The sequence below is a fragment of the Pseudomonas frigoris genome (assembly GCF_047758635.1).
In the GTDB taxonomy this organism is placed as follows: Bacteria; Pseudomonadota; Gammaproteobacteria; order Pseudomonadales; family Pseudomonadaceae; genus Aquipseudomonas; species Aquipseudomonas frigoris.
This window is the reverse complement of sequence record NZ_CP180479.1, coordinates 4,800,085-4,825,342: the sequence shown is the minus strand read 5'-3', so window position 1 is coordinate 4,825,342 and position 25,258 is coordinate 4,800,085. Positions and strand designations below refer to the sequence as shown.

General features: G+C 60.3%; 21 protein-coding genes. 5 read left to right on the top strand and 16 right to left on the bottom strand.

Translation table 11 applies throughout. From position 1 onward, the window contains the following. Window positions 1-17 precede the first annotated feature (17 nt). From ACMXYH_RS22190 to ccoN (ACMXYH_RS22140), 11 genes are all read right to left on the bottom strand, one after another. A complete protein-coding gene (locus ACMXYH_RS22190; protein WP_415764949.1) occupies window positions 18-2,468 on the bottom strand; it encodes a heavy metal translocating P-type ATPase in 2,451 nt (816 codons plus the stop codon). 133 nt (window positions 2,469-2,601) lie between these two features. Then, on the bottom strand, window positions 2,602-3,135 hold the full coding sequence (locus tag ACMXYH_RS22185) for a FixH family protein (protein ID WP_129442868.1): 534 nt from the start codon (window positions 3,133-3,135) through the stop codon (window positions 2,602-2,604). A gap of 11 nt (window positions 3,136-3,146) precedes the next feature. After that, a complete protein-coding gene (gene ccoG, locus ACMXYH_RS22180) occupies window positions 3,147-4,559 on the bottom strand; it encodes a cytochrome c oxidase accessory protein CcoG (RefSeq protein WP_415764947.1) in 1,413 nt (470 codons plus the stop codon). A gap of 309 nt (window positions 4,560-4,868) precedes the next feature. Continuing rightward, a complete protein-coding gene (ccoP, locus tag ACMXYH_RS22175; RefSeq protein WP_348123876.1) occupies window positions 4,869-5,852 on the bottom strand; it encodes a cytochrome-c oxidase, cbb3-type subunit III in 984 nt (327 codons plus the stop codon). Then, complete coding sequence (locus ACMXYH_RS22170; protein WP_003175465.1) at window positions 5,849-6,034, bottom strand: CcoQ/FixQ family Cbb3-type cytochrome c oxidase assembly chaperone; 186 nt, start codon at window positions 6,032-6,034, stop codon at window positions 5,849-5,851. Before ACMXYH_RS22170 ends, ccoP (ACMXYH_RS22175) begins: the two co-directional genes overlap by 4 nt. A gap of 5 nt (window positions 6,035-6,039) precedes the next feature. Then, window positions 6,040-6,648: a cytochrome-c oxidase, cbb3-type subunit II gene (gene ccoO, locus ACMXYH_RS22165; protein ID WP_054593209.1), complete on the bottom strand. Its 609-nt coding sequence runs from the start codon at window positions 6,646-6,648 to the stop codon at window positions 6,040-6,042. Further along, on the bottom strand, window positions 6,648-8,090 hold the full coding sequence (gene ccoN / locus ACMXYH_RS22160) for a cytochrome-c oxidase, cbb3-type subunit I (RefSeq protein ID WP_129442874.1): 1,443 nt from the start codon (window positions 8,088-8,090) through the stop codon (window positions 6,648-6,650). The genes ccoO (ACMXYH_RS22165) and ccoN (ACMXYH_RS22160) overlap by 1 nt, the downstream gene beginning before the upstream one ends. A 483-nt stretch (window positions 8,091-8,573) precedes the next feature. Beyond that, window positions 8,574-9,527: a cytochrome-c oxidase, cbb3-type subunit III gene (gene ccoP, locus ACMXYH_RS22155; protein ID WP_415764946.1), complete on the bottom strand. Its 954-nt coding sequence runs from the start codon at window positions 9,525-9,527 to the stop codon at window positions 8,574-8,576. Beyond that, window positions 9,524-9,724 carry a cbb3-type cytochrome oxidase subunit 3 gene (locus ACMXYH_RS22150; RefSeq protein WP_283190897.1) on the bottom strand — a complete coding sequence of 67 codons (201 nt, stop codon included), beginning with the start codon at window positions 9,722-9,724 and terminating at the stop codon, window positions 9,524-9,526. The genes ccoP (ACMXYH_RS22155) and ACMXYH_RS22150 overlap by 4 nt, the downstream gene beginning before the upstream one ends. Window positions 9,725-9,745: 21 nt before the next feature. After that, window positions 9,746-10,354, bottom strand: a complete 609-nt coding sequence (gene ccoO / locus ACMXYH_RS22145; protein ID WP_129442880.1) for a cytochrome-c oxidase, cbb3-type subunit II — start codon at window positions 10,352-10,354, stop codon at window positions 9,746-9,748. A 10-nt stretch (window positions 10,355-10,364) separates the two neighbouring features. Beyond that, the gene (ccoN, locus tag ACMXYH_RS22140; RefSeq protein ID WP_415764945.1) at window positions 10,365-11,789 is read right to left on the bottom strand and encodes a cytochrome-c oxidase, cbb3-type subunit I; all 1,425 of its coding nucleotides are present in this window, start codon (window positions 11,787-11,789) and stop codon (window positions 10,365-10,367) included. Window positions 11,790-11,885: 96 nt separating this feature from the next. On the opposite strand from ccoN (ACMXYH_RS22140), the gene ACMXYH_RS22135 reads away from it, so the two are divergent. Continuing rightward, a complete protein-coding gene (locus tag ACMXYH_RS22135) occupies window positions 11,886-12,563 on the top strand; it encodes an alpha/beta family hydrolase (protein WP_415764943.1) in 678 nt (225 codons plus the stop codon). 206 nt (window positions 12,564-12,769) lie between these two features. Here ACMXYH_RS22135 and ACMXYH_RS22130 read toward each other — a convergent pair whose 3' ends face one another. From ACMXYH_RS22130 to acnA, 3 genes are all read right to left on the bottom strand, one after another. After that, complete coding sequence (locus ACMXYH_RS22130) at window positions 12,770-14,335, bottom strand: methyl-accepting chemotaxis protein (protein WP_415764942.1); 1,566 nt, start codon at window positions 14,333-14,335, stop codon at window positions 12,770-12,772. Window positions 14,336-14,438: 103 nt separating this feature from the next. After that, on the bottom strand, window positions 14,439-15,230 hold the full coding sequence (locus ACMXYH_RS22125) for a CPBP family intramembrane glutamic endopeptidase (RefSeq protein WP_129442888.1): 792 nt from the start codon (window positions 15,228-15,230) through the stop codon (window positions 14,439-14,441). Window positions 15,231-15,479: 249 nt separating this feature from the next. Beyond that, a complete protein-coding gene (gene acnA, locus ACMXYH_RS22120; RefSeq protein ID WP_415764941.1) occupies window positions 15,480-18,221 on the bottom strand; it encodes an aconitate hydratase AcnA in 2,742 nt (913 codons plus the stop codon). Between the two features lie 222 nt (window positions 18,222-18,443). Between acnA and rlmM the strand changes: the two genes are divergently transcribed. Continuing rightward, window positions 18,444-19,517, top strand: a complete 1,074-nt coding sequence (gene rlmM / locus ACMXYH_RS22115; protein WP_129442892.1) for a 23S rRNA (cytidine(2498)-2'-O)-methyltransferase RlmM — start codon at window positions 18,444-18,446, stop codon at window positions 19,515-19,517. 193 nt (window positions 19,518-19,710) lie between these two features. Beyond that, on the top strand, window positions 19,711-19,962 hold the full coding sequence (gene tusA / locus ACMXYH_RS22110) for a sulfurtransferase TusA (protein WP_007907805.1): 252 nt from the start codon (window positions 19,711-19,713) through the stop codon (window positions 19,960-19,962). Here the strand turns inward: tusA and ACMXYH_RS22105 are convergent. After that, entirely contained in the window at window positions 19,959-21,368 is a 1,410-nt protein-coding gene (locus tag ACMXYH_RS22105; protein WP_415764940.1) for an MATE family efflux transporter, read from the bottom strand. The two genes, tusA and ACMXYH_RS22105, sit on opposite strands and share 4 nt — an antisense overlap. 285 nt (window positions 21,369-21,653) lie before the next feature. On the opposite strand from ACMXYH_RS22105, the gene pdxB reads away from it, so the two are divergent. Beyond that, window positions 21,654-22,796 carry a 4-phosphoerythronate dehydrogenase PdxB gene (gene pdxB, locus ACMXYH_RS22100; RefSeq protein WP_415764939.1) on the top strand — a complete coding sequence of 381 codons (1,143 nt, stop codon included), beginning with the start codon at window positions 21,654-21,656 and terminating at the stop codon, window positions 22,794-22,796. Window positions 22,797-22,982: 186 nt separating this feature from the next. Here pdxB and ACMXYH_RS22095 read toward each other — a convergent pair whose 3' ends face one another. Continuing rightward, window positions 22,983-23,162 carry a PA1571 family protein gene (locus tag ACMXYH_RS22095; protein ID WP_129442898.1) on the bottom strand — a complete coding sequence of 60 codons (180 nt, stop codon included), beginning with the start codon at window positions 23,160-23,162 and terminating at the stop codon, window positions 22,983-22,985. A gap of 260 nt (window positions 23,163-23,422) precedes the next feature. Here ACMXYH_RS22095 and ACMXYH_RS22090 point away from each other — a divergent pair, with 260 nt between their 5' ends. After that, window positions 23,423-25,210, top strand: a complete 1,788-nt coding sequence (locus ACMXYH_RS22090) for an ABC transporter transmembrane domain-containing protein (protein WP_415764938.1) — start codon at window positions 23,423-23,425, stop codon at window positions 25,208-25,210. Window positions 25,211-25,258 lie beyond the last annotated feature (48 nt).

The window sequence follows — 25,258 nt, the reverse complement described above, 5'->3', positions numbered from 1 at the left end:
CTCCATGCCCGCGCGGCTCAGGCCGGCAGCGGACGGGTTTCTGGCGTGGCGCTGACCGCAGGCGTGTTTGGCATGCGAGTCAGGCGCAGGGCGTTCAGCACCACGGTCAACGAACTGATGGACATGCCGACCGCGGCCCATACCGGAGTGATCCAGCCGAGGGCGGCGAACGGCAACATGAGGCCATTGTACAGCCCGGCCCACAGCAGGTTCTCGATGATTACCCGGCGGGTGCGTCGAGCCAGGCTGAAGGCTTGGACCAATGCATCGAGGCGGTTCGACAGCAGTACCGCGTCGGCACTGGTTTTTGCCAGATCGGTGGCCGACCCCATGGCCACGCTGATGTCGGCGGCGGCCAGCACGGGCACGTCGTTGACCCCGTCACCGAGCATCAACACCTTGCGGCCTTCCTTGTGCAGCTGTTGCAGGACTTGCAATTTGTCGTCCGGGCGCAAGCCGCCGCGGGCTTCATCGATGCCCAGTTCCGCGGCGACACTGGCGACCATCGGCGAACTGTCGCCGGACAGCAGCAGCGTGCGCCAACCGCGAGACTTGCAGGCGGCGAGGAGGGCAGGTGCATCGGCACGCAGGCGATCGTCGAGAACAAACCATGCCAACGGTCCCTGGCTGTCGCCGAGCAACAGCCATTGGCCGGCTTCGTCCGGCATTAACGGCACGACAGCGTCACTGAGTCCACAGACAAAACCCGGTTGGCCGATGCGCAAGCGTTGCTCACCGACCAAGCCTTCGAGGCCAAGCCCCGGCGTGCTGTGGACTTCTTCGGCGGCCAGCGGCGCCCGGCCAAACGCGCGGGCGATTGGGTGTTCAGAGCGGTTTTCCAGGGCGGCGGCCAGGCTCAGGCATTGATCGCTGTTGAGCGCGCCGAGCGGGCGAATCGATCGCAAGGCCAGGCGACCTTCCGTCAGCGTGCCGGTCTTGTCGAAAATAACCGTGTCGATCTGGTTCAGACCTTCCAGCACATGGCCGCGAGTCAGCAGCAAACCCAGTTTGTGCAATGTTCCGGTGGCGGCGGTGAGGGCGGTCGGCGTGGCCAGGGACAAGGCGCACGGGCATGTCGCAACGAGCATCGCCAAAACAATCCAGAAGGCTCGCGACGAATCCAGTTCCCACCAGATCAGGCCGATGACGGCAGCGGCAATCAGCGAAAGCAGCAGGAACCACTGCGCGGCGCGGTCGGCAATTTCCGCCAGTCGCGGCTTCTCGGCCTGAGCGCGGTCCAGCAGGCGGACGATGGCGGACAATCGGGTGTCTTGACCCAGCGCCAGGACTTCCACGGTCAGCGCACCTTCGACGTTCAGGGTGCCAGCGGTGACGGCATCGCCCGGCGTGCGCGGTTGCGGCAGGTATTCGCCGGTGAGCAGGGATTCGTCGATGCTCGACTGGCCTTCGAGGATCTTGCCGTCGGCCGGGAGGATCGCGCCGGGGTGCACCAGCACCTGATCGCCGACGCGCAGTTCGCTGAGCAGGATCCGCTCGCTCTGGCCGTCGGCACTCAGGCGCAGGCACGAGGCGGGTAACAGATTGACCAATTGCGCCGTGGCGGCGGCGGTGCGTTCGCGGGCGCGACGTTCCAGATAACGCCCGGCCAGCAGGAACAGCGCGAACATGCCGACTGCATCGAAATACAGTTCACCGACGCCGGTGATCGAGGTCCATATCCCGGCGATGTAGGCGCTGCCAATTGCCAGCGACACCGAAACATCCATGGTCAGGTGGCGGGTGCGCAAGTCGCGCATGGCGCCTTTGAAGAATGGCGCGCAGCTATAGAAGACGATCGGTGTGGTGAGGAACAGCGCGACCCAACGCAGGATGGTGTGCAGCTCGGGACTGAGGTCGATGTTGAATTCCGGCCAGGTGGCCATGGTCGCCATCATCGCCTGGAACCACAGCAGCCCGGCCACGCCGAGTTGGCGCAGGGCCAGGCGGTTTTCGCTGGCCAGTTGTTCGCTGGCGCGGTCGGCCTGATAGGGGTGCGCGGCGTAACCGATGTGGCGCAATTCGTTGAGTACCTGGCTCAGCGGCAGTTGTGCATCGGCCCAGCGTACGTGCAGGCGATGGTTGGACAGGTTCAGGCGCGCTTCGGCCACCGCCGGCAAGCCACGCAGGTGTTTCTCGATCAGCCAGCCGCAGGCGGCGCAACTGATGCCTTCCATCAACAGGGTGGTTTCGGCGAGTTCGCCGTCGTGACGAACGAAGGGGGCTTGCACGTCGGCGCGGTCGTACAGCGCCAGTTCGTCCACCAACTGCACCGGCAGCGCTTCGGGGTTGGCCGATGACTCGCTGCGATGCTGGTAATAGGTTTCCAGTCCACCGGCCACAATGGCTTCGGCCACGGCCTGACAACCCGGGCAGCAGAACTCGCGGGTTTCACCGAGGACGGCAGCGGTGAAGCGGCTGCCGGCCGGGACGGGCAGGGCGCAGTGGTAGCAGGGGAGTGGAGTGGTCATGAGGAGAAGTCTATATCGTCCGGGAAAGGCTCATGCCTGTAGGAGCTGACGAGTGAAACGAGGCTGCGATCTTTTGATGTTGTTTTGAAAGAGCAAGATCAAAAGATCGCAGCCTCGTTTCACTCGACAGCTCCTACAAGTGTTCGGCGCCTTGCAGCGGTTCATCACCCAGCAGCAAATCCTTGTCATGGCTGACCTGTTCTTCTTCGAACATGCGCCAGGTCTTGTCGTCCTGTACTCCCAGCAGTTCTACAAAGCGGCGACCGTCGACCTTGTCGTTCAACTGGCCAATGTAGCGGCCCTGTTCGGTTTCGCTGCGCGCCAGGGTGATTTTGCGATCTTTCTCTGGCTGGGTCGGCGAGATCAGGTTCAGCTCCAGGGTTTTCGGCTGGCTGTTGCCGCTCAGGCGCAGGTCGACTTCACCGGTCACGTCGTCCAGATGAACGCTGGCGCGCAGCAGCAGGGTCTGCGCCAGCAACTCACGGTCGAGGGAGCGGTTGATGCCTTTGCCGGCCTCGTAATAGTTGTCGTTGACCAGGTTGTCCGGGTTGTTCACCGCAATCGTCACCATGGACAAGGTCAGGGTCACGGAACACGCCAGGATGGCGATGATGATCCACGGCCAAAGGTGCTTGTACCAGGGACTTGCGGCAGTTGCTGTGGGCATGATCACTTCTCTCAACGAACTTGTGGGCCGATGAACCGGCTCTTGGCTTCAATGTGGACGCTGTTGTCATCGGCATCCGTGAGGATGAATTTCACCTCGTTGGTGCTCGATGGCAGTTTCTCCGGCGCGCTGGACAGTTCGACCGGCTGGCTGAAAATCTCCCCGGCGGCGACCTTGATCTCGCGCTTGCCTTGCAGCTTGAGGTCCGGCAAGCCAGCGGCTTCGAGCACGTAGGTGTGGTCGCGCTGATCCTTGTTCATGATCTTCAGGCTGTAGACGTTTTCGATCCGGCCTTCGGCGTTCTCGCGGTACAGCACGCGGTCTTTGCTGACGTCGAAACCGACCAGCGAACGCATGAAGAATGCGGTCATCAGCAAGGCGATCATCGCCAGCAGCACCGTGGCATAGCCGATCAGGCGCGGGCGCAGTTTATTGGTTTTTTGCCCGGACAGGTTGTGCTCGGTGGTGTAGCTGATCAGGCCGCGCGGGTAATCCATCTTGTCCATGATGCTGTCGCAGGCATCGATGCAGGCCGCACAGCCGATGCATTCGACTTGCAGGCCGTCGCGGATGTCGATACCGGTCGGGCAGACCTGGACGCACATGGTGCAGTCGATGCAGTCGCCCAGGCCCATGGCCTTGTAGTCGGCGCCTTTCTTGCGCGGGCCGCGGCCTTCACCACGACGCGGGTCGTAGGAAACGATCAGGGTGTCTTTGTCGAACATCACGCTCTGGAAGCGCGCGTACGGGCACATGTAAATGCACACCTGCTCGCGCAACCAGCCGGCATTGCCGTAGGTGGCGAGGGTGAAGAAGCCGACCCAGAAATACGACCAGCCGTCGGCTTCGCCGGTGAAGAAGTCGATGGTCAGTTCGCGGATCGGCGAGAAGTAACCCACGAAGGTCATGCCGGTCACGAAGCCTATCAACAGCCACATCGCGTGTTTGCTGAATTTGCGCAGGAATTTGTTGGCGCTCATGGGCGCTTTGTCGAGCTTGATGCGCTGGTTGCGGTCGCCTTCGGTGACCTTCTCGCACCACATGAAAATCCAGGTCCAGACACTCTGTGGGCAGGTATAGCCGCACCAGACCCGCCCGGCGTACACGGTAATGAAGAACAGGCCGAAGGCGCTGACGATCAGGATCCCCGAGAGCAGGATGAAGTCCTGAGGCCAGAAGGTTGCGCCAAAGATGAAGAATTTACGCTCCGGCAGATTCCACCAGACCGCCTGATGGCCACCCCAGCTCAGCCAGACCGTACCGAAATACAGCAGAAACAGCCCGGCACCACCCATCATCCGCAGGTTGCGGAACAGTCCGGTGAAAGCGCGGGTGTAGATCTTTTCTCGAGAGGCGTAGAGGTCGACGCTGTTGTTCGCGTTCTTGGCAGGTGTGACGTCGTGTACCGGAATCTGGTTGCTCATCATTGCATCCCACGGCAGTGGAAAAATGCCTCGGTCAGTACGTGCCGACCGCGGTCAAAAAGAGGTGTTGCAGTGGCGCAATGATACGCCTGTAGCTCTAACTCAAGGGTGCGACCTTTGGTCACGTTGGTGGAATTCAACTGACGGTGTAATGACTTGAATCAATTGACTTGTGAATTATGGACGAGTTTTCCAGCGCAGGCTCGGCAGCTGCTACGGGTTGAGCACAGATCGAACACAGGTCATAAACAAAACGGCCCCGCCAATTCACATTGGCGGGGCCGTTTTTTATTGCATCAAGCGTTTGCCTTACTGGGCATCCGCTACCGGCGCTTTCTCACCGTGAGAGAGGCTGTAGACGTAAGCGGCCAGCAGGTGAACCTTGTCGTTGCCTTGCAGCTGTTCTTGCGCAGGCATCTGGCCCTGACGGCCGTAACGGATGGTCTGCTGCAGTTGAGCGAAGCTCGAACCGTAGATGAACGCGGCCGGGTGGGTCAGGTTAGGTGCGCCCATTGCTGGCGTACCTTTGCCTTCCGGACCGTGGCACACCGCGCAGTTGGCAGCGAACAGCTTTTGGCCGGCAACCGGGTCAGCCTTGGTGCCTTCCGGTAGTTTGCGGCCATCGAGGTTGGTCAGTACGAACGCGGCAACGTTCGCAACGCCTTGCTCGCCGATCACTTCTGCCCAAGCCGGCATCACAGCGTGACGACCGCCCATGATGGTGGTCTTGATGGTTTCCGCTTCGCCGCCCCAGCGCCAGTCGGCGTCGGTCAGGTTAGGAAAGCCATAAGCGCCCTTGGCATCGGAACCGTGGCAGACCGAGCAGTTGGAGGCGAACAGACGGCCACCCATCTTCAGGGCTTGCGGGTCCTTGGCGACTTCTTCGATTGGCATGGAAGCGAACTTGGCGAAGATCGGGCCGAACTTGGCGTCCGACTTGGCCATTTCCTTTTCCCACTCGTGAACGCCGGTCCAGCCGGTCTGGCCGTTGGCGAACGCGGTCTGCTTCTCGTTATCGAGGTAGTTGTAACCCGGCAGCAGGCCTTTCCAGTTACCCAGGCCCGGGTACAGAACCAGGTAGCCCAGGGCGAAGATGATGGTGCCCACGAAGAGCATGAACCACCATTTCGGCAGTGGGTTGTCGTACTCCTCGATCCCGTCGAAGGAGTGGCCAACCGTTTCTTCGGTGGCTTCGCTGCGCTGGCCCTTACGGGTGGACAGCAGCAGCCAGGTCAGGGCGAAGATCGTGCCGAGACTGAGGACTGTGACGTACAGACTCCAGAACGTAGTCATTCTTTGTTACTCCTAGAAGCTTGCTCGACGTGCTTGATGGCTTCGGGATCATCCGCGAAAGGCAGCAAGGTCGCGTCTTCAAACTCCGACTTGCGCTTGGGGCTGAATACCCACAACGCCAGACCGATGAAGGCCACCATCACAACAACGGTGCCCAGGCCACGAATCATCCCGATATCCATCTAAATCACCGTTTGCTTTTGATGATGGTGCCCAGGCCTTGCAGATAGGCCACCAGCGCGTCCATTTCGGTTTTGCCCTTCACAGCATCCTTGGCGCCGGCGATGTCTTCGTCGGTGTAAGGGACGCCGAGCGTGCGCAAGACTTCCATTTTCTTGGCGGTGTCTTTGCCGTCGAGCTTGTTTTCCACGAGGAACGGGTAGGCCGGCATTTTCGACTCAGGCACCACGTTGCGCGGGTTGTACAAGTGCGCACGCTGCCAGTCATCGGAGTAACGACCGCCAACACGGGCCAAGTCCGGACCGGTACGCTTGGAACCCCACAGGAACGGGTGGTCCCAGACGCTTTCACCGGCGACCGAGTAGTGGCCATAACGTTCGGTTTCAGCACGGAACGGGCGGATCATCTGCGAGTGGCAGCCGACACAACCGTTGGCGATGAAAATGTCACGGCCTTCAAGTTCCAGCGCCGGGCGCGGCTTCATGCCTTCGACCGGTTTGTTGGTCACGTCCTGAAAAAACAAGGGGACGATCTGGGTCAGGCCGCCGATGCTGACGGCGATAACCATGAAGAAGGCCAGCAGGCCAATGTTCTTCTCGACTGCTTCATGCTTCATCAGTGAGCTCCAACTACAGCAATCTGTTCAGCGGCTTTGGCTTCAGCCGGGTTCGAGGCACGTACGGTACGCCATACGTTGTAGGCCATGAACAGCATGCCGCTGGCAAAGAACGCACCGCCCAGGGCGCGAACGATGAAACCAGGATGGCTGGCTTGCAGCGCTTCAACGAACGAGTAGGTGAGGGTGCCGTCGTCGTTGATTGCACGCCACATCAGACCCTGGGTGATGCCGTTGACCCACATCGAAGCGATGTACAGAACGGTACCGATGGTCGCGAGCCAGAAGTGCGTGTTGATCAGGCCGATGCTGTGCATCTGCACACGACCGAACAGTTTCGGGATCATGTGGTAGATGGCGCCGATCGAGATCATCGCCACCCAGCCCAAAGCACCGGCGTGTACGTGGCCGATGGTCCAGTCTGTGTAGTGAGACAGCGAGTTGACGGTCTTGATGGCCATCATCGGGCCTTCGAAGGTCGACATGCCGTAGAAGGCCAGCGACACAACGAGGAAGCGCAGGATCGGGTCGGTGCGCAGCTTATGCCAGGCGCCCGACAGGGTCATCATGCCATTGATCATGCCGCCCCAGCTTGGTGCCAGCAGGATGATCGACATCGCCATGCCCAGCGACTGAGCCCAGTCCGGCAGCGCGGTGTAGTGCAGGTGGTGCGGACCGGCCCAGATGTACAGGGTGATCAGCGCCCAGAAGTGCACGATCGACAGGCGATAGGAGTAGATCGGACGCTCGGCCTGCTTCGGCACGAAGTAGTACATCATCCCAAGGAAACCGGTGGTCAGGAAGAAACCCACGGCGTTGTGGCCGTACCACCACTGGATCATTGCGTCAGTCGCACCCGAATAGGCGGAGTAGGACTTGAACAGGCTGACTGGTAGCGACATGTGGTTGACGATGTGCAGCATCGCCGTCACGACGATGAAGGCACCGTAGAACCAGTTACCCACATAGATGTGCTTGGTCTTGCGCTTGACGATGGTTCCGAAGAACACCGCACCGTAGGTGACCCAGACGATAGCCAGCAGGATAGCCAGGGGCCATTCCAGTTCCGCGTATTCCTTGGTGGTGGTGTAACCCAGCGGCAAGGTAACGATCGCGCCGACGATTACAGCCTGCCATCCCCAGAAGTGGAAGGCCGCCATGCGGTCGGAAATCAGTCGCGTTTGGCAGGTTCGCTGCACGACGTAATAAGAAGTGGCAAACAGTGCACAACCACCGAAGGCGAAAATCACCAGGTTGGTGTGCAACGGGCGTAAGCGTCCAAAAGTCGTCCACGGCAGACCGAAGTTCAATTCCGGCCATACAAGCTGTGAGGCGATGAAGACACCAAGCCCCATGCCAAGGATCCCCCAGACCACCGTCATGATGGCGAACTGGCGGACTACCTTATAGTTATAAGCAGTCGGACTGATTGCTGTGCTCATTCTAAGGTTCCACGGTTTGGGTGTTTTATTAGGAGTAAAAATCGGCCGCAAGTATGGAGAAAGCGGGGGGTCATTGCAACGCGCCATGACCTGGGTCAATGCTTTCAAAAGCTGATTCTGCGGCCTTTCCATGCGCCGCGTAGGGACAAAATTGCCCAAGGGCAAAATGTCGCAGCAGACGAAAATGGTGAGGGGGTCAGGTCGGATGTAACGGGGTGTGTTCAAACACAACGATCGGGTGACAGATGGCAATTGGCACGACAGCCGGTATCTACCAGCCTTTGCGGCTTGTCATCGAGCAGATTCGTCGAACACATCGGGTTGGGTCGACCTGGAACCGGCTCATGCCAGTCCGCATCGGGGGAAGCTTAGACCCGAATCTGGTGAACCGAAAGGAGGACCAACGGAGGGGTGCGACACTTGGTCGCAAAGGGGCAGGGAACTGCCGCATCCGGGAGAATGCGGCAGCAGAGCGGTCGAGATTTATTCGTGTTTGCCTTCAGCCTGCAAACGCTCGGTGCTCAGACCGTGAGACAGGCTGTAAACGTAAGCGGCCAGCAATTGCACCTTGTCGTTGCCGAGCAGTTCGTTCTGCGCCGGCATATGGCCCTGGCGGCCATGACGAATGGTCTGTTGCAGTTGCGCCAGGCTTGTTCCGTAGATAAAACCGGCCGGTTGCGTCAGATTCGGCGCGCCCATGGCTTCAGTGCCCTGGCCGTTTGCCCCATGACAGGCTACGCACATGGTGCTGAACGCTTGCTGTCCGGCGTGCAGGTCAGCACCGCTTTCGGCAGGCAACGGCAGGCCGGCCAGGTCATGGCGCACATAAGCCGCGACGTTCTTCACGCCGGCATCACCAAGGATTTCACCCCAGGCCGGCATCGCGGCCATGCGACCGCCCATGATCGTCGTTTTGATCATCTCGGCGTCGCCACCCCAGCGCCAGCTGGTGTCCGCCAGGTTCGGAAAGCCAAAGGCGCCCTTGGCATCCGAGCCGTGGCAGACCGCGCAATTGGAGGCAAACAGGCGACCGCCCATTTTCAACGCTAGCGGGTCCGTGGCCACTTCTTCCACAGGCATCGCCGCGAATTTGGCGAAGATCGGCCCGAACTTCGCATCGGCCTTGTTCATCTCCTTTTCCCACTCGTGGACGCCGGTCCAACCGTCCTCATAACCCGGCAGGATGCCTTTCCAGTTGCCCAGGCCGGGGTAAAGCACCAGATAACCCACGGCGAACACCAGCGTGCCGGCGAACAGCATGAACCACCACTGCGGCAGCGGGTTGTCGTACTCCTCGATGCCGTCGAAGCTGTGGCCCATGGTCTGGTCGACGCTGCCCTTGGTTTCGCCCTTGCGGGTGCCGATCAGCAGCCAGGTCAGGCCGATCAGGCTGCCGATGGTCAGTACGCAGATCCACGTACTCCAGAAGGTGGTCATGGCCGGGTACTCCTTGTTTCAGGTTCTTGGGTGGCGTCATCGGGTAGCGGTTCATCGGCGAACGGCAGCAAACGCGCTTCGGCGAATTCCGGATTGCGCTTGCTGTTGAACACCCACAGCGTCAGGCCGACGAAGGCTACGAACACCACGACCGTGCCCAGGCCGCGGATCATTCCACTGCTCATTTCGCTTACGATTTCAAAGGGCATGGCCATGGCTCACCTCTTGCTCTTGATGGATGTGCCCAACACTTGCAGGTAAGCGACCAGCGCGTCCATTTCGGTCTTGCCCTGGAGCGAAGCGACTGAGCCTGCGATGTCATCGTCGGTGTATGGCACGCCGAGGGTGCGCATCGCCTTGATCTTGCCTTCGGTGTGGCTGCTGTCGAGTTGATTGGCCACCAGCCACGGATAGCCGGGCATTTTCGATTCCGGCACCACGTTGCGCGGGTTGTACAAATGCGCACGGTGCCAGTCTTCGGAGTAGCGACCACCGACCCGGGCCAGGTCCGGACCGGTACGTTTCGAGCCCCACAGGAACGGATGATCCCAGACGCTTTCACCGGCCACCGAGTAGTGGCCGTAGCGTTCGGTCTCGGCGCGAAACGGCCGGATCATCTGCGAGTGGCAACCGACGCAGCCTTCGCGGATGTAGATGTCGCGACCTTCCAGTTGCAGCGCGGTGTAGGGCTTCATGCCTTCCACCGGTTTATTGGTCACGTCCTGGAAGAACAGCGGGACGATCTGGGTCAGACCGCCAATGCTCACGGCCAACACCATCAGCAACATCAGCAGGCCGACGTTTTTCTCGATTGTTTCGTGTTTCATGGCGGCCTCCTCAGGCGATCTGCGCGGCAGCGGCGACTTCGGCAGGCTGCGAGGCCCGCACGGTGCACCAGGTGTTGTAGGCCATCAGCAACATGCCGCAGAAGAAGATCGCACCGCCCACCAGTCGCACGACGAAGCCTGGGTGGCTGGCCACCAGGGTTTCGACGAAGGAGTAGGTCAGCGTGCCGTCTTCATTGACGGCGCGCCACATGAGGCCTTGGGCGATGCCGTTGACCCACATCGAAGCGATGTACAGCACTGTGCCGATGGTGGCGAGCCAGAAGTGCGCGTTGATCAGGCCGATGCTGTGCATCTGCGTGCGGCCAAAGATTTTCGGGATCATGTGGTACAGCGCGCCGATCGAGATCATCGCTACCCAACCAAGGGCGCCGGCGTGAACGTGGCCGATGGTCCAGTCGGTGTAGTGGGAGAGGGCGTTGACCGTTTTGATGGCCATCATCGGCCCTTCGAAGGTCGACATGCCGTAGAACGCCAGCGAGACCACGAGGAAGCGCAGGATCGGGTCGCTACGCAACTTATGCCAGGCGCCCGAGAGCGTCATCATGCCGTTGATCATCCCGCCCCAGCTCGGCGCCAGCAGGATCAGCGACATCACCATGCCCAGCGACTGTGCCCAGTCCGGCAGCGCGGTGTAGTGCAAGTGGTGCGGACCGGCCCAGATGTACAGGGTGATCAGCGCCCAGAAGTGCACGATCGACAAGCGATAGGAATACACCGGACGCTCGGCTTGTTTCGGCACGAAGTAGTACATCATCCCGAGGAAACCGGCGGTGAGGAAAAAGCCTACGGCGTTGTGCCCGTACCACCACTGAACCATGGCATCGGTCGCACCCGCGTACACCGAGTAGGACTTGGTGAAACTCACCGGCAGCTCAAGGTTGTTGACGATGTGCAGAATCGCCACGGTGATGATGAACGCGCCGAAGAACCAGTTGCCGACGTAGATGTGCTTGGTCTTGCGCTTGGCCAGCGTGCCGAAGAACACCACGGCGTAGGCGACCCAGACGATGGTGATCAGGATGTCGATCGGCCATTCCAGCTCCGCGTATTCCTTGGAGCTGGTGTAACCCAACGGCAAGCTGATGGCCGCCAGCAGGATTACCACTTGCCAACCCCAGAAGCAGAACGCGGCGATTTTCGGCGCAAACAGTTGGGTCTGGCAGGTGCGTTGCACCGAATAGAACGAACTGGCGAACAGGGCGCAACCGCCGAAAGCGAAGATCACTGCGTTGGTGTGCAACGGGCGCAAACGCCCGAAGCTGGTCCACGGCAGATTGAAGTTGAGTTCAGGCCAAACCAATTGAGCCGCGAGAAAAACCCCGAGCCCCATGCCGACGATGCCCCACACCACCGTCATAATGGCGAATTGGCGGACCACCTTGTAGTTGTAGGCGGTACTGATAGAAGTGTTCATGGTTCCCCATCCACGGTTCAGCCGAAGTGAAGGCGTCTGCGCACGGCAGACGCTCCCTTCGCCTGGAGTTATAGGCAGACTAAAAGCGAGGCAAGCATGGACAAAGAGCACAAGGCCAGTATTGACGGGGATCAATGGGCGCAGTGTGTGCGGGATCATGGATGGTTGTGGAATGCCGCCTCAGCGCCGGCATCGGCGACGTTGATCCTCGCCCATGGCGCCGGTGCGCCAATGGACAGCGCCTGGATGAACGACATGGCTGCGCGCCTTGCTGCATCTGGGGTCAACGTGCTGCGCTTCGAGTTTCCGTACATGGCGCAACGGCGTGTTGATGGGGGTAAGCGTCCTCCGAACCCGGCACCGAAACTGCTCGAGTGTTGGCGTGAGGTCTATGCGGTGGTGCGACGCCATGTCGCTGGGCGTCTGGCCATTGGGGGCAAGTCCATGGGCGGGCGGATGGCCAGTTTGCTGGCGGATGAATTGAGGGCGGATGCGTTGGTTTGTCTCGGGTATCCGTTTTATGCGGTGGGGAAACCGGAGAAACCTCGGGTTGAGCATTTGGCCGGGTTAAAGACGCGCACGTTGATTGTTCAGGGCGAACGGGATGCGTTGGGCAATCGCGAGGCCGTTGAGGCTTACACGTTGGCACCGAGTATCGAGGTGTTCTGGCTGGTGGCGGGGGATCATGATTTGAAGCCGTTGAAGTCTTCCGGGTTTATCCATGAGCAACATCTGGCGGCTGCGGCGCAGAAGGTTGCCGAATTTCTTCAGTGAAATTTGCGGTGTCGATCAGGGCCCCATCGCGAGCAAGCTCGCTCCCACATTTTGATTTGTGATGTGAATCAGATCTTCATCCACCGCAAATCCCCTGTGGGAGCGAGCTTGCTCGCGATAGCTGTCTGCCAGGCGACATCACTTTCGGGTTGGCAATAAAAACCCGGAAGCTTTCACTGTCCGGGTTTTTATCTTTCCAGCGACTGTTAGCGGTTAAACCGCTCCACCAACGAATACTGGGTATTCGCAGTCTTTGTCAGCTCTTCACTCAACAACGCCGAGTGTTGCGCCTGTTCCGAGGTCTGATCCGCCAGGTGCGAGATGTTGCTGATGTTGCGGCTGATTTCTTCGGCCACTGCACTTTGCTCTTCGGTAGCCGCAGCGATCTGGGTGGTCATGTCGGTGATGTTGGCCACCGCTTCGCTGATCCCCACCAGTGCCTGATCCGCTTCCAATACCCGCGCCACACCTTCTTCGGCCTGGCGATGCCCGGCTTCCATGGTTTGCACCGCGGTGCTGGCGGTCTGTTGCAGCTTGGCGATCAGGGCGTGGATCTGCCCGGTGGATTCGCTGGTGCGTTGCGCCAGTTGACGGACTTCGTCAGCCACCACCGCAAAGCCACGACCCATCTCGCCGGCACGGGCCGCTTCGATGGCTGCGTTCAACGCCAGCAGGTTGGTCTGGTCGGCGATGCCTTTGATTACATCGACCACGCCGCCGATTTCGTCGCTGTCCTTGGCCAGTTGGGTCACGGTCAGGCCGGTTTCACCGACCACCACCGACAGGCGCTGGATGGCTTCGCGGGTTTCCCCGGCGATGTCGCGGCCGCGACCGGTCAGGCGATTGGCTTCCTGAGTCGCATCGGCCGTGCGCTGCACGTGGCTGGCGACTTCCTGAGTGGTGGCGGCCATCTGATTGACGGCGGTGGCCACTTGCTCGGTTTCGACGCGTTGGCGTTCCAGGCCGTTGGAGCTGTTATGCGCCAGGGTATCGGACTGTTTCGCTTGGTCGCTCAAGTGCTCGGCGGTGTCCTGCAGACGGGTCAGGCAGGTTTTCAGGCGGGCTTCCTGGCTGAGAATCGACATCTCCAGACGCGCCTGGGCACCGCGGCTGTCGGTGTACATCTGCGCGATCAGCGGGTCGGAGGTCGTCTGCCCGGCCAGGTGCAGCAGACGCTTGAGGCCGCGCTGTTGCCAGCTCAACCCCAACAGACCCAATGGCACTGACAGGCCGGCGGCCAACGCAAAACCCCATTGGGAATTGAGCGACGCACCGATCATGAAGCTCAGCTGGCTGACCAGAATGAACGGCAGCCAGTCCTGCAGCACCGGCAGCCATTTGTCTGTTGAAGGAATCGCCGACTTGCCCTGGTTGATGCGTTGGTAGAGCGCTTCGGCACGGCGGATCTGCTCGGCGGTGGGTTTGACCCGCACCGATTCGTAACCGACCACCTGATTGCCTTCGAAAACCGGCGTGACATAGGCGTTAACCCAGTAGTGATCACCGGCCTTGCAGCGATTCTTGACAATGCCCATCCATGGCAAGCCTTGTTTCAGTGTGCCCCACATGTGCGCGAATACCGCGGCCGGGACGTCAGGGTGACGGACCAGGTTATGCGGCGCACGGATCAGCTCTTCACGAGAATACCCACTGATCTCGACGAAGGCGTCGTTGCAATAGGTGATCACGCCCTTGGCATCGGTGGTAGAAATCAACCGTTGCTGAGCCGGGAAGGTCCGTTCGCGTTGTGTAATGGGCTGGTTGTTACGCATGGCTTTTTCAATCCGCAAGGCTTTGACGGGTTGTCGGCATCGTCAGCCATTTATTGAGATTATTTTTCAGTAATCAGTGGCGCGTCGCAAAACGACCCTTGCGTCAGCCGGCGAGCATCGGATAGGTGAACAGCCCGAAGTGCAGCAGGTTCAGGCCGAAATGGGTGGCGATGGCCGCACCCAAGCCACCAAAACGGTAGGCCAGACCATAGCCGACACCCGCCAGACTCGCCAGCAACACCCATTGCCAGCCGGCGCCCACATGCACCAGGCCGAACAGCAACGAGGCTAGGAGCAGGGCGAGGTTTTCACCGTAGGGCAGGTTTTTGAAGTGCCGGGTCAGACCGCCCTGGATGTAGCCGCGAAACAGCGCCTCCTCCACCAGCGTCACCAGCAGCAAATTGTTAAGCGCCCACAGCCAGGCTTGATCCGGCCACTTCGGTGCCCAGCTGATCACGCCCAGCAACAGCGCGCCACCCAAGGCCAGCGCGGCGCTCAACGTCAGCCCCAGCGCGGTGGCATAGATGGAAAGGCGCAGCGAACGTCGACCGACAATCCACGGGCAAGCCAGCAAAAGCCAGAACCCGATCAGGGGTTTGTCCTGATTCAGGTACATGAAAAACGGCACGGCATCGTCGGTGAATCGCTGAGAGGCGAAACCACGACCGTTGTAGAAACCGGGAAGCCAGTGCATCGCCAGTGCCAGGACCAGGACGAAGAACACCCCATGACCGAGGTAGCGGCCGGCTTGAACCTTTTGCTGGCGCACGGCGAAACCTGTGAACAGCAACAATGCGACGGAGATTAGGGCCAGCCAGCCGAGTTGGCCGTAGATCAGTGCCAGACCATAGCCGAGGGAGAGGAGGGCCAGGTAGTTCCATGGCAGGGCAATCATTGAAAATCCTTGTGTCCGAAGTGTTGCGGGTTGACTCGGTCCATGTGGGAGCGAGCTTGCTCGCGATGGGGCCTTCATATCAAACATCCATGTTGCATGACACTCCGCTATCGCGAGCAAGCTCGCTCCCACAGTGGTTTTGTGTGGGGCACATACTTGTGAACAATGCCAAATAGGGGCGCGATTATAAGGACGTTCGCGGCCCAAACAAAAACACCGCCCGAAGGCGGTGTTTATATCAGCAGCCGGTTACGACGCAATCAACTGCCGCAACACGTAATGCAAAATCCCTCCCGATTTGAAGTACTCCACCTCATTGAGGGTATCGATCCGGCACAACACCTCGACTTTCTCGTGGCTGCCGTCTTCACGGGTGATCACTAGCGTCAAGTTCATCCGCGGCGTCAGCTCGACGCCGGTCAAACCCAGAATATCCAGTGTCTCCTTACCGGTCAGGTTCAGGCTCTTGCGGTTCTGATCCAGCTTGAACTGCAATGGCAACACGCCCATGCCCACCAGATTGGAGCGGTGAATCCGTTCGAAACTTTCCGCAATGACCGCTTTGACCCCCAGCAGATTGGTGCCCTTGGCCGCCCAGTCACGACTCGATCCGGTGCCATATTCTTGCCCGGCAATCACCACCAGCGGCGTGCCCGAGGCTTGATAACGCATCGCCGCATCGTAAATCGGCATCCTCTCCCCGGTGGGAATGTAAATCGTATTGCCGCCTTCTTCGCCGCCGAGCATCTCGTTACGAATGCGGATGTTGGCAAAGGTGCCGCGCATCATCACTTGGTGGTTGCCGCGACGCGAGCCATAGGAGTTGAAGTCCCGTGGTTCCACGCCTTTCTCGCGCAAGTAATGGCCTGCGGGGCTGTCGGCCTTGATGTTGCCGGCCGGGGAGATGTGGTCGGTGGTTACCGAATCGCCGAGCAATGCGAGGACTCTGGCACCGGCGACGTCCTTGACCACCGGCGGTGGCCCACCGATGTCATCGAAGAACGGTGGATGCTGGATGTAAGTCGAATCGTCCTGCCAGACATAGGTCGCTGCTTGCGGCACTTCAATCGCCTGCCATTGCTCGTCGCCGGCAAACACTTCGGCGTATTCCTTGTGGAACATCGCGGTGTTGACCTGGTTCACCGCGTCGGCGATCTCTTTGGTGCTCGGCCAGATATCCCGCAGATACACCAGATTGCCCTCTTTGTCGGTACCCAAAGGCTCGCTGCTGATGTCGATGCGCACCGTCCCGGCCAGCGCATAGGCGACGACCAGCGGTGGGGAGGCCAGCCAGTTGGTTTTCACCAGCGGATGCACGCGACCTTCGAAGTTGCGGTTGCCCGACAGCACCGAGGCGACGGTCAGGTCGGCGGCCTGAATGGCTTTTTCGATCGGCTCCGCCAATGGCCCGGAGTTGCCGATGCACGTGGTGCAGCCGTAGCCGACCAGGGCAAAACCCAGTTCATCAAGGTATTGAGTCAGGCCGGCAGCCTTGTAGTAGTCGGTGACCACTTTCGAGCCTGGGGCCAGCGAACTCTTGACCCACGGTTTGCGCTTGAGGCCTTTCTCCACGGCTTTCTTCGCCACCAGGCCGGCGGCCATCATCACGCTCGGGTTGGAGGTGTTGGTGCAGGAGGTAATCGCCGCGATCACCACCGCGCCGTTTTTCAATCGATAAATCTGACCGTCGTATTCGTAGTCGGCTTCACCGGCCAGATCGGCATTGCCCACCGCGACGCCACCGCCGCCTTCACTTTCGAGACGACCGACTTCCTTGCTGGTGGGTTTGAATTGCAGGTCGACGAAGTCACTGAACGCTTGCGCGACATTCGGTAGCGATACCCGATCCTGTGGGCGTTTCGGCCCGGCAAGGCTGGCTTCGACGCTGCCCATGTCCAGAGCCAGGCTGTCGGTGAACGCCGGCTCTTGGCCCGGCAGGCGCCACAGGCCCTGGGCTTTGCTGTACGCCTCGACCAGTTTCACGGTAGCGCTGGGGCGACCGGATAAACGCAGGTATTCCAGGGTGATGTCATCCACCGGGAAGAAGCCGCAGGTGGCGCCGTATTCCGGGGCCATGTTGGCGATGGTCGCGCGGTCGGCCAGTGGCAGGTCGGCGAGGCCGTCACCGTAGAACTCGACGAACTTTCCGACCACACCTTTCTTGCGCAGCATCTGGGTGACAGTCAGCACCAGGTCGGTGGCGGTGATGCCTTCCTTGAGCTTGCCGGTGAGTTTGAAGCCGATCACTTCCGGGATCAGCATCGACACCGGTTGGCCAAGCATTGCCGCTTCCGCCTCGATCCCGCCGACGCCCCAGCCGAGCACGCCGAGGCCGTTGATCATGGTGGTGTGGGAGTCGGTGCCGACCAGGGTGTCGGGGAAGGCATAGGTGCGGCCGTCCTCGTCCTTGGTCCAGACCGTACGCCCCAGGTATTCCAGATTGACCTGGTGACAGATGCCGGTGCCCGGCGGCACCACGCTGAAGTTGTCGAAGGCGCTTTGGCCCCAGCGCAGGAACGCATAACGTTCACCGTTGCGCTGCATTTCGATGTCGACGTTCTGTTCGAAGGCGCTTGAACTGCCGAATTTGTCGACCATCACCGAATGGTCGATCACCAAATCCACGGGGGAGAGCGGATTGATTCGCTGCGGGTTGCCGCCGGCCTTGGCCATCGCGGCGCGCATGGCGGCCAGGTCGACCACGGCGGGAACACCGGTAAAGTCCTGCATTAATACCCGCGCGGGACGGTACTGAATTTCACGGTCGGAGCGACGTTCCTTGAGCCAGGCGGCAATCGCCCTGAGGTCGGCGCCGGTGACGGTTTTTTCATCTTCCCAGCGCAGCAGGTTTTCCAGCAGCACTTTCAACGACATCGGCAGTTTGTCGAGATCTCCCAGGCTTTTGGCAGCCTCCGGCAAGCTGAAATAGTGATAGGTCTTGTCGTCGATTTGTAAGGTTTTAAGCGTTTTCAGGCTATCGAGGGACGGCATTGAAATGACTCCTTTGGGTCCGCACGGCTACGGACTGACGGGACGGACAGAGGTTTAAACCTAGTCCTCTTTGGGGCTTAAGGCTAATAACTGGACTCTATGGTCGAGTCCAAGGTTCCGAACTCGGCTATCATGCGCCGGTTTTCGTGACAGGCTTTGCTTCAACGCAAGTCTGGGCATCGCGCAGTGGTTGAATTTCTCGCCATCTGCCCAGGAGTAAGAATGAACACCCTCTTTATGCATTGCCGGCCGGGCTTCGAAAGCGAAGTCTGTTCCGAGATTTCCGAACACGCCGCGCGGCTGAACGTGGCCGGTTATGCCAAGGCCAAGACTGCCAGCGCCTGTGCCGAATTTATCTGCACCGAGGAAGACGGTGCCGAGCGCCTGATGCGTGGCCAGCGTTTCGCCGATCTGATCTTCCCGCGCCAGTGGGCTCGCGGGATCTTCATCGATCTGCCGGAAACCGACCGCATCAGCGTGATCCTCGCGCACATGGCGGACTTCCCGCTGTGCGGCAGCCTGTGGCTGGAAATGGTCGACACCAACGATGGCAAGGAACTGTCGAACTTCTGCAAGAAGTTCGAAGGCCACCTGCGCAAGGCGCTGATGGCCGCTGGCAAACTGGTTGAAGATGCCCACAAGCCGCGTCTGCTGCTGACCTTCAAAAGTGGCCGCGAAGTGTTCATGGGCCTGGCCGAGTCGAACAACTCGGCGATGTGGCCGATGGGCATTCCGCGCCTGAAGTTTCCGCGTGAAGCGCCGAGCCGTTCGACCCTGAAGCTGGAAGAGGCCTGGCACCACTTCATCCCGCGCGATCAATGGGATGAGCGCCTGCACAGCGACATGACCGGCGTCGACCTCGGCGCCGCACCCGGCGGCTGGACCTGGCAACTGGTCAACCGCGGCATGCTGGTGACCGCGATCGACAACGGCCCGATGGCCGAAAGCCTGATGGACACCGGTCTGGTGCAACACTTGATGGCTGACGGTTTCACCTTCAAGCCCAAGCAACCGGTGGACTGGATGGTCTGCGACATCGTCGAGAAACCGGCGCGCAACGCCGCGATGCTGGAAGAATGGATTGGCGAGGGGCATTGCCGCGAAGCGGTGGTCAACCTCAAACTGCCGATGAAACAGCGTTACGCCGAAGTGAAACGTTTGCTGGAACGCATCGCCGACGGGTTCAAGGAACGCGGCATTCGGGTCGAGATCGGCTGCAAGCAGCTGTACCACGACCGTGAAGAAGTGACCTGCCATTTGCGTCGACTCGACGTAAAGAAACCCAAGTCCCGCTGATACACCCGGACCCTTGTGGGAGCGGGCTTGCTCGCGAATACGGACGGACATTCAATATTGATGTCGACTGACCCACCGCTTTCGCGAGCAAGTCGAATCGTCGCACCGCCGCTCCCACAGGGACGGCGTTATGACACAGATGACCGAACACCCGGCAATGCGCGACAATGCCGGCAAGTTTCAGGAGTGAATCATGAGTGAAATGATTGATACGCCGGTTGACGGCACCCTCGACGCCACTGGCCTCAACTGCCCGGAACCGGTGATGATGCTGCACCAGCATATCCGTGACCTGGTGCCCGGCGGCCTGCTGAAGGTGATCGCCACCGACCCGTCGACCCGTCGCGACATTCCCAAGTTCTGCGTGTTTCTCGACCACGAACTGGTGGCGCAGCACGAAGAGGCAGGCACCTACCTCTACTGGATCCGCAAGAAACTCGCTTAACCCGCCGAATGACTGATGCGAATCCGCTTGCGTGCACTGCGCGTCAGGCGGATCGACAGCATCAGCGCCGCGCAACTCAAGCCCACGATCAAACCCTGCCACAGCCCGCTCGGGCCGCTCGGCGTGCCGAACCAATCGGTCAGGCCCAGTGCGTAACCCACCGGCAAACCAATCCCCCAGTAAGCGAACAGCGTCAGGATCATCGTCACCCGAGTGTCCTGATAGCCGCGCAAGGCGCCGGCTGCGGTGACCTGGATCGCATCGGAAAACTGGAACAGCGCCGAATACACAATCAGCATCGTCGCGACCTGAATCACCGTCGGGTCGGCCGTGTAGATCGTTGCGATGTGTTCACGCAGCAACAGCATCATGCTCGCGGAAATGCACGCATAGGCCAGCGCCGTGCCCATGCCGACACCGGCGGCGAAGCGGGCTTCACGCGGTTCCTGCCGGCCGAGTGCCTGGCCGACGCGTACGGTGACGGCTATGCCCAGGGAGTAGGGGATCATGAACACCAGCGAGCTGAAGTTCAGCGCGATCTGGTGCCCGGCCACGACCGTCGCGCCGAGGCTGCCGATCAGCAGCGCAATGACAGCGAAGATGCTCGACTCGGCGAACACCGCGATGCCGATCGGCAGGCCGATGCCCAGCAGGCGTTTGATCACCGACCACTGCGGCCAGTCGAAACGGCTGAACAACTCACTCGACTGATACGCCGGTGCCCAGCGCTCCCACCCGGCCATGCCCAGGGCCATCACCCACATCACGATCGCCGTGGCCCAGCCGCAACCGACACCCCCCATGGCCGGCACACCGAAGTGGCCATAGATGAAGACGTAGTTCAGCGGAATGTTCAGCGCCAGCCCGCACAGACCCAACACCATGGCCGGACGCGTACGCCCCAGGCCGTCACTGAAGCAGCGCAGCACATGGTAGAACGCGACGGCGGGCAAACCGCTGGCGATGCCATGCAGGTACTGCATGCACGGGCCGATCAATTCGGGATCGACCTTCATGATGTGCAGAATCGGTTCGGCGCTGAACAACATGCCGGTCGCCATCAAGCCCACCACCAATGCCAGCCACAGTGCCTGGCGCACGATCGGGCCAATCTCGCTGTGGCTGCCGGCGCCGAAACGCTGCGCGACTTTCGGGGTAGTAGCCAGCAGCGTGCCGGTCATCAACAGAAACACCGGCACCCAGATCGAGTTACCCAGCGCCACGGCCGCCAGATCCCTTGGGCCGACCCGACCCGCCATCACCGCATCGACGAAGCCCATGGCGGTGGTCGCCAGTTGCGCGATCATGATCGGCAGGGCCAGGCCGAGCAGGTTTTTCAGCTCCAGGCGAACCCGGGCCGGGCGGGTGAGGGAAATGGCGGCGGGGCGGTCAGTCACGGAATTCAAGGGCGAGACGTCCAAAGATGTTGATGCGCAAGGCGGCGCATTCTACGCCCTGACGCAGTGGTCAGGAAAAGTCCTGTGTTGGGGATTTGTAATCCTTTTCCCCCCACGCACGGTCCCTTGTAGGCGCTGTCGAGTGAAACGAGGCTGCGATCTTTTGATTTTGTCTTTAAAAAACAAAGTCAAAAGATCGCAGCCTCGTTTCACTCGACAGCTCCTACAGGGGATGCGTGCTAGGCGTGACGTGTCATCTCCGCCTACACTGCCGATCCGCCAAAGGAGCCTGCCATGCTGATTGTTGCCGACGAAAATATCCCGCTGCTCGATGCCTTCTTCGAAGGTTTCGGTGAAATTCGCCGGGTGCCGGGACGTTCCATTGACCGCGCCACCGTCGAACAGGCCGATGTGCTGCTGGTGCGCTCGGTGACCAATGTTAACCGTGCGTTGCTCGAAGGCAGCAAGGTACGCTTTGTCGGCACCTGCACCATCGGCACCGATCACCTGGATCTGGATTACTTTCAGCGGGCTGGCATCACCTGGTCCAGCGCGCCCGGCTGCAACGCCCGGGGCGTGGTCGACTACGTGCTCGGCAGTCTGCTGACTCTGGCCGAAATCGAAGGCGTCGACCTGACTCAACGCACCTATGGCGTCGTCGGTGCCGGTGAAGTGGGCGGTCGCTTGGTCAAGGTTCTGCAAGGTCTGGGCTGGAACGTACTGGTCTGCGATCCGCCAAGACAGGCCGCTGAAGGTGGCGATTACGTCAGTCTCGAACAGATCATCGAGCAGTGCGATGTCATCAGCCTGCACACGCCGTTGAAGAAACACGGCGCCCAGTCGACCTGGCATCTGTTAGATAAAAACCGCTTGAACCAGCTCAAGTCCGGCACCTGGCTGATCAACGCCAGTCGTGGCCCGGTGGTGGACAACGCCGCGCTGCGACAGGTGCTGCTGCAACGCGAAGACCTGCAAGCAGTGCTGGATGTCTGGGAAGGTGAGCCCGAGGTCGATATGGCACTGGCCGAACTCTGCGTGCTGGCGACGCCGCACATTGCCGGTTACAGCCTCGACGGCAGACAGCGTGGCACCGCGCAGATTTATCAGGCGTATTGCGATTTTCTCGGGCAGGCGGCCCGGATCAGCTTGAGCGATTTGCTGCCCGCACCCTGGTTGTCGCAAGTGACCTTGAACGCTAACAGCGATCCGGCCTGGTCGCTGGCCATGTTGTGCCGTGGCGTGTACGACCCGCGCCGTGATGATGCGGATTTCCGTCGCAGCCTTGTAGGCGATGTGAACGAGCAGCGTGCGGCGTTCGATTCACTGCGCAAACATTATCCGTTGCGGCGTGAGATTGATGGGTTGCAGGTGCGGATCGAAGGGGATTCGCCTGAGCTGCAGAAGATTGTGGCGGCGTTGGGTGCTTCGGCTGTCTGAACCCCGAGTTGGCCCAATCGCGAGCAAGCTCGCTCCCACAATTGATCTGTGTCGTACATAAAGTTTGTATGCACTGAAAATCTACTGTGCGAGCGAGCTTGCTCGCGATTGGGTGCGCAGCACCCTCAAAAGGCAGCCATAAAAAACCCGGCCATCAGAGGCCGGGTCAAGAAGACGGTGGCTATATCACTTTTGTTCGGCAGGCTTGACCAATCGCTTTTCCAGTTCGCGGCAAGCGTCCTGGATCATGCCTTCAGTGATCGGTACTTCGCGCCCGTCCTTATCGATAATTGAGCAACCCAGAGACTGATCTGGCTGTGTGCGGATCACTTCAATCTTGTCATCGCTGCTGTTTTGCAAGGACATGGCCTGTCTCCTCATCAGGTTGTGTGCTTACTGTAGAACCGCCAGGTGACCGGACTGTGACAGCTCCCTGCGATCTTCCCAGGGCGGCGACATCAGTCCACCAGAAATACAGCGGTGTTGCCACCCGGACTTTAGACCAATACCGTCTAGGGGCTAGGCTTTGCGGTCATAATTAACCTGACTCATTATGATTTACAGCGTTCAAGCCCATCGACCGGTGTAGGCTTGATCGCGTCAAACCCTACTGGTTGCGCCATCGAATGATCTCCATCCTCTCTTCCCGTCAACGGCGCGCCATGCGCCTGGCCCTGCGTTTCATCGCGCCTTATCGCTGGCCGGCAGTCGGTGCCTTGCTCGCATTGATCGTCACGGCGGGCATCACCTTGTCCATGGGGCAGGGGATTCGCCTGCTGGTGGATCAGGGTTTCATGACCCAGTCGCCGCAGTTGCTCAACCAGTCCATCGGCTTGTTTATGTTGCTGGTGGTCGGGCTGGCGATTGGCACCTTCGCGCGTTTTTACCTGGTCTCATGGATCGGCGAACGCGTTGTCGCGGACATCCGTCGTCAGGTGTTCAATCATCTGATTTATCTGCACCCAGGATTCTACGAAGACAACCGCAGCTCTGAGATCCAGTCGCGGTTAACCGCTGACACTACGCTGCTGCAATCGGTGATCGGCTCTTCGCTGTCGCTGTTTTTGCGCAATCTGTTGATGGTGATCGGCGGGATCGTCCTGCTGTTCATCACCAACCCCAAGCTCACCAGCATCGTGGTGGTCGCGTTGCCGTTGGTGATCGCGCCGATCCTGATCTTCGGCCGTCGGGTGCGTAGCCTGTCACGCCTGAGCCAGGACCGGATTGCCGATATCGGCAGCTATGTTTCCGAAACCCTGGGCCAGATCAAAACCGTGCAGGCCTACAACCATCAGGTCCAGGATGAGCAGCGCTTTGCCGCCACGGTGGAGGAGGCCTTCAACACCGCTCGCAAGCGGATCTTCCAGCGAGCCTGGCTGATAACTCTGGTGATCGTACTGGTGCTTGGCGCCGTCGGGGTGATGCTCTGGGTTGGCGGAATGGATGTCATCGCCGGGCGGATTTCCGCGGGCGAGCTGGCGGCGTTTGTGTTTTACAGCCTGATCGTCGGCAGCGCATTCGGCACGTTGAGCGAAGTGATTGGCGAACTGCAGCGTGCCGCCGGCGCCGCCGAGCGGATTGCCGAGTTGCTGCGCTCAGAAAACATTATCCAGTCACCGACTACTGGCCTGGTGACCTTGCCTGAACGGGTGAAGGGTGACCTGGTGCTGCAAGACGTGCGCTTTTCCTACCCGTCGCGTCCCGAAAGCTATGCGGTCGATGGTTTGAATCTGACGATCAATGCCGGTGAAACCCTCGCGTTGGTCGGGCCCTCTGGTGCCGGTAAGTCGACCGTGTATGACTTGCTGCTGCGCTTTTACGACCCGGCCGAAGGACGCATCTTGCTCGATGGCGTGCCGCTGACTCAACTCGATCCGTTGGACCTGCGCCGCTGCTTCGCCCTGGTCTCGCAATCCCCGGCGCTGTTCTTTGGCAGCATCGAAGAGAACATCCGCTACGGCAACCCGACGGCCACCCTGGCCCAGGTTCAGGAAGCGGCGAAAATCGCTTACGCCCACGACTTCATCGAACAAATGCCCAACGGCTACCAGACCCACCTTGGCGACGGTGGCCTCGGTTTGTCCGGTGGCCAACGCCAACGCCTGGCCATCTCCCGAGCATTGCTGGTGGACGCGCCGATTCTGCTACTGGACGAAGCCACCAGCGCCCTTGACGCCCAGAGTGAACACCTGATCCAGCAAGCCTTGCCGAGCCTGATGAAAAACCGCACCACGCTGGTCATCGCCCACCGGCTGGCCACGGTGAAAAACGCTGACCGGATCGCGGTGATGGACCAAGGGAAACTGGTAGCGGTGGGGACGCATCAGGAATTGATCGCGAGCAACGCGCTGTATGCGCGGTTGGCGGCGTTGCAGTTCAGTGATGGCAAGACTGAGCTCGGTGTACACCCGTAGGAGCTGGCGGAGCCTGCGATCTTTTGATCTTGTTCTAATAAAAAATGC

Coding starts and splice junctions, on each gene's coding strand:
- ACMXYH_RS22190 (WP_415764949.1), bottom strand. CDS start 2,468: ATGACCACTCCACTCCCCTGCTACCACTGCGCCCTGCCCGTCCCGGCC.
- ACMXYH_RS22185 (WP_129442868.1), bottom strand. CDS start 3,135: ATGCCCACAGCAACTGCCGCAAGTCCCTGGTACAAGCACCTTTGGCCG.
- ccoG (WP_415764947.1), bottom strand. CDS start 4,559: ATGAGCAACCAGATTCCGGTACACGACGTCACACCTGCCAAGAACGCG.
- ccoP (WP_348123876.1), bottom strand. CDS start 5,852: ATGACTACGTTCTGGAGTCTGTACGTCACAGTCCTCAGTCTCGGCACG.
- ACMXYH_RS22170 (WP_003175465.1), bottom strand. CDS start 6,034: ATGGATATCGGGATGATTCGTGGCCTGGGCACCGTTGTTGTGATGGTG.
- ccoO (WP_054593209.1), bottom strand. CDS start 6,648: ATGAAGCATGAAGCAGTCGAGAAGAACATTGGCCTGCTGGCCTTCTTC.
- ccoN (WP_129442874.1), bottom strand. CDS start 8,090: ATGAGCACAGCAATCAGTCCGACTGCTTATAACTATAAGGTAGTCCGC.
- ccoP (WP_415764946.1), bottom strand. CDS start 9,527: ATGACCACCTTCTGGAGTACGTGGATCTGCGTACTGACCATCGGCAGC.
- ccoO (WP_129442880.1), bottom strand. CDS start 10,354: ATGAAACACGAAACAATCGAGAAAAACGTCGGCCTGCTGATGTTGCTG.
- ccoN (WP_415764945.1), bottom strand. CDS start 11,789: ATGAACACTTCTATCAGTACCGCCTACAACTACAAGGTGGTCCGCCAA.
- ACMXYH_RS22135 (WP_415764943.1), top strand. CDS start 11,886: ATGGACAAAGAGCACAAGGCCAGTATTGACGGGGATCAATGGGCGCAG.
- ACMXYH_RS22130 (WP_415764942.1), bottom strand. CDS start 14,335: ATGCGTAACAACCAGCCCATTACACAACGCGAACGGACCTTCCCGGCT.
- ACMXYH_RS22125 (WP_129442888.1), bottom strand. CDS start 15,230: ATGATTGCCCTGCCATGGAACTACCTGGCCCTCCTCTCCCTCGGCTAT.
- acnA (WP_415764941.1), bottom strand. CDS start 18,221: ATGCCGTCCCTCGATAGCCTGAAAACGCTTAAAACCTTACAAATCGAC.
- rlmM (WP_129442892.1), top strand. CDS start 18,444: ATGAACACCCTCTTTATGCATTGCCGGCCGGGCTTCGAAAGCGAAGTC.
- tusA (WP_007907805.1), top strand. CDS start 19,711: ATGAGTGAAATGATTGATACGCCGGTTGACGGCACCCTCGACGCCACT.
- pdxB (WP_415764939.1), top strand. CDS start 21,654: ATGCTGATTGTTGCCGACGAAAATATCCCGCTGCTCGATGCCTTCTTC.
- ACMXYH_RS22095 (WP_129442898.1), bottom strand. CDS start 23,162: ATGTCCTTGCAAAACAGCAGCGATGACAAGATTGAAGTGATCCGCACA.
- ACMXYH_RS22090 (WP_415764938.1), top strand. CDS start 23,423: ATGATCTCCATCCTCTCTTCCCGTCAACGGCGCGCCATGCGCCTGGCC.